Source organism: Photorhabdus heterorhabditis, from assembly GCF_001280945.1.
GTDB classification, from domain to species: domain Bacteria; phylum Pseudomonadota; class Gammaproteobacteria; order Enterobacterales; family Enterobacteriaceae; genus Photorhabdus; species Photorhabdus heterorhabditis.
In genome coordinates, this window is the sequence record NZ_LJCS01000131.1 from 1 (window position 1) to 2,817 (window position 2,817).

Consider the following 2,817-nt stretch of genomic DNA (forward strand, 5'->3'; position numbering starts at 1 on the left):
ATGCGCGGTAAAAACAGCCAGATTCTGACAGCGATTGAAGTGGCGATTGATGAAAATGATCAACCCGTGGCAACAAAATCGAAGGATGAAACCAAATACGCCACTATCAGTACGCCGGTTATCCGCCATGTAATACAGGCGGATAATGTAGAAGCCGGGCATATAGAGAAACAATATTTTGATCCCAAAGAGTTTCCACCTAATATGACCTTATATCGGTTTAGTCGCAACGTAAAAATCAGCGGCTTACCTGACTGGGAATGGATTAAAGCAACGCCTTATACCAATACGCCGGAACAACGTCAGCAACTGCAACAGGCTTATATGGCTGTCTGGCAAGCCTATAATGCCAAAGATGTGAATACTATTCGTGAACAACAAAAAGTTGCATTACAAGCTTGGGCCTGGTCAACCGGTGAAAATGAAGAGAGCATTTTCACTGATCAATCTGTTTACCGTAATATCAAAACAAAAAGCTTCAAAATGATACCGATTAACTGGAATGATTACAGCGTCCAGATAATGAATCGGGGCAGAATGGTCAAGTTAGTAAATAAGTCAATTTTAGAATATTCCCCAATATCCTACCACTACGTTGATGATGAGGATGGCGAAACGGTTCTATCTACTATTGCACCTATTTTCTCATTAATTAACGGTCGTTTTGTCCAGGTGATTTAATTAACCAATATCGGGTTATTTAACCCGATATTTTTTCTTAATGGAAAATGTAATAAATCGGTGACATCTGTAGATCTCATAATCATGATAAATCGACACAAACTAACTCCAATTTTTTAGTATTAAAATAGCAGCTACTTTCCAGATCAATAGGGAAATGTTTTGTACCATATTTATCTTCATTGATAGCAGCACCATAAACATTGATTAACCCCCAATAATAATTCATTATATTCAATTATAAAAACCCACTGACTATATTATTATTTACATTACCCATTACTGGGTATCTAAAGAAAGTTAAATCTCTATAAATAACAAAATAGAACCCATTAATTACAGATTGGAAATTAGAGTAAATAAATGCTCAATAGAATTATTCATCAATGTAATTGGAGAAAAGGCTGAAAATAAAAAACTTAGTGGTTCTAAATCAACAACTATGAGAAATTTACAAGATGAAATTGAAAAAGAATAGGTACTTCAAGAGCCGTTACCAAAAGAAAAATCGAAATTCAGGATATCGCTGGGTTAGTACTCCGCTAATTTTACTCCTCATGATAAGTTATTCCACATTGGGGAAAACATCTATGATCGAACACAAATATCTGTTGTCGTTTAAAAGCCAGCGTAGTCTCTGTGTGGCGAGAATTAATGGTGTGATGGCCCTGGATAATGTCGGGTCAAAGACAGGCACACAATCCAGTGGCTTTAATGTCACGGCTTTTGTCGAAAATGGTCAGAATACGATGGGATTGTTGATAGGGCAGAAATCTTTTGATGACGATACAGAAAAATTTCATCCCGAATCCTGGTGTGAAGCAACCCTCACTAAAGCGTCTCCGTATGGTAATAAAGATGAAGTGATTAGCCATATCAAATTGACTGTTGACGATAAAGGCAATGTCACAACACAAGAATCGCAGAGCCAGTTACCAACTGGTAAGGCCGGCTTTGATTACGCAGCCATGTCAAAAATAGAAGCGGAAGAAGGGCTATTTGCTGCACAGAAAACCTTTACGCTCAGTGGATTACCGGACTGGATGTGGACAACAGCACGACCCGTTTCGGAAAAAAATGATATGGAGGCGATAAAAAATTTCTATCTGGAAATCAGCAATACTTTACGTCAACGAGATTTAAATCAATTATGGAAAATGAGTCAACCCGCCTGGGAAGAATGGGCAATAGGTGAAAATAGCCGACCAGAGACTTTCTTTAACTCATTCGGTTTTAAAGAAAAATTGGATGATAAGAATTATGTCGTCATACAACCTGAATGGGATAAATATGAGTTAGTACGCTATAAAGAAGGGAAAATGTTCCGGTTGGAAGCAGGAGCACTAGGTGGCTCTCCAGTCAGAATGGAGAATAAAGTAACAAATAAGATTTTCAAGTACAATCCTTATTTATCGATTATTAACGGCAAAGTGATGATTGCTCGTTAAGTAAAAAAATCACGATAATCATTCAGCCTAAGATGAACGCAATCTTAGGCTGAAAATAACAGTCTCCCGCAACAATCATTTATACAGCAATATGTTTTCTCCAAACAACATTCAAGGTAAAACGGAATACAGACTATTTATGAACTATAACCAAAAGAAAAACCGAAATTCATTGAGACATGACATTCAATTTTTACCTTTAGATTTTAGTCAATCTAAAATTAATATTTCTCTTGATGGTCGGGTTATTTTTATGTCTCCTTCACCACTTGCATTTATTGATAAAAACAATACACTATTAAATTCAAAATATCGTTTTGATGGAAACGATGTGTTTTAACCTGATAATAATTTGAAAGACAAAGAGGATTTACCCTTCTTTGAATAATAGATAAATTATTATTCCATAATAAATTTAGATGAAAGAACTTGAAGGTAAAAAATGAAATTAAAGTTGTCTCTTCTTTCCTCACTATTACTTTCAGCAAGCGCCCTTTTTATGTTTAGCGCTAATGCAGATGAACCCATACTCTATATTCGCAGTGTATTCGATATCCAATATGCCTTTTGTGATATTAAAACTAATGGCGTAACGGGGTTCAGTAACCGTAATTCGGCTCGAGCAAATCGGGGATTTGGCACATCTAGCACTGGCTCTATGCTATTAATGGCCAATGGCGAAAATGAA

At 36.3% G+C, this 2,817-nt stretch carries 3 protein-coding genes and 1 pseudogene; all 4 read left to right on the forward strand.

From position 1 onward, the window contains the following. Positions 1-681 (forward strand): hypothetical protein (locus AM629_RS20725; protein WP_054481660.1); only part of this gene is annotated, 681 nt, incomplete at its 5' end. A 590-nt stretch (positions 682-1,271) separates the two neighbouring features. Further along, entirely contained in the window at positions 1,272-2,129 is an 858-nt protein-coding gene (locus AM629_RS20730) for a hypothetical protein (protein WP_054481662.1), read from the forward strand. A gap of 139 nt (positions 2,130-2,268) precedes the next feature. After that, positions 2,269-2,469 (forward strand): hypothetical protein, encoded by a 201-nt coding sequence (locus tag AM629_RS20735; RefSeq protein WP_054481664.1) that lies wholly within the window; start codon positions 2,269-2,271, stop codon positions 2,467-2,469. 102 nt (positions 2,470-2,571) lie between these two features. Beyond that, positions 2,572-2,817: pseudogene (locus AM629_RS24840) on the forward strand (hypothetical protein); the annotation flags it as partial.

Bases quoted from the DNA above. Each gene is read 5' to 3' on its own strand.
- AM629_RS20730 (WP_054481662.1), top strand. From the start codon at position 1,272: ATGATCGAACACAAATATCTGTTGTCGTTTAAAAGCCAGCGTAGTCTC.
- AM629_RS20735 (WP_054481664.1), top strand. From the start codon at position 2,269: ATGAACTATAACCAAAAGAAAAACCGAAATTCATTGAGACATGACATT.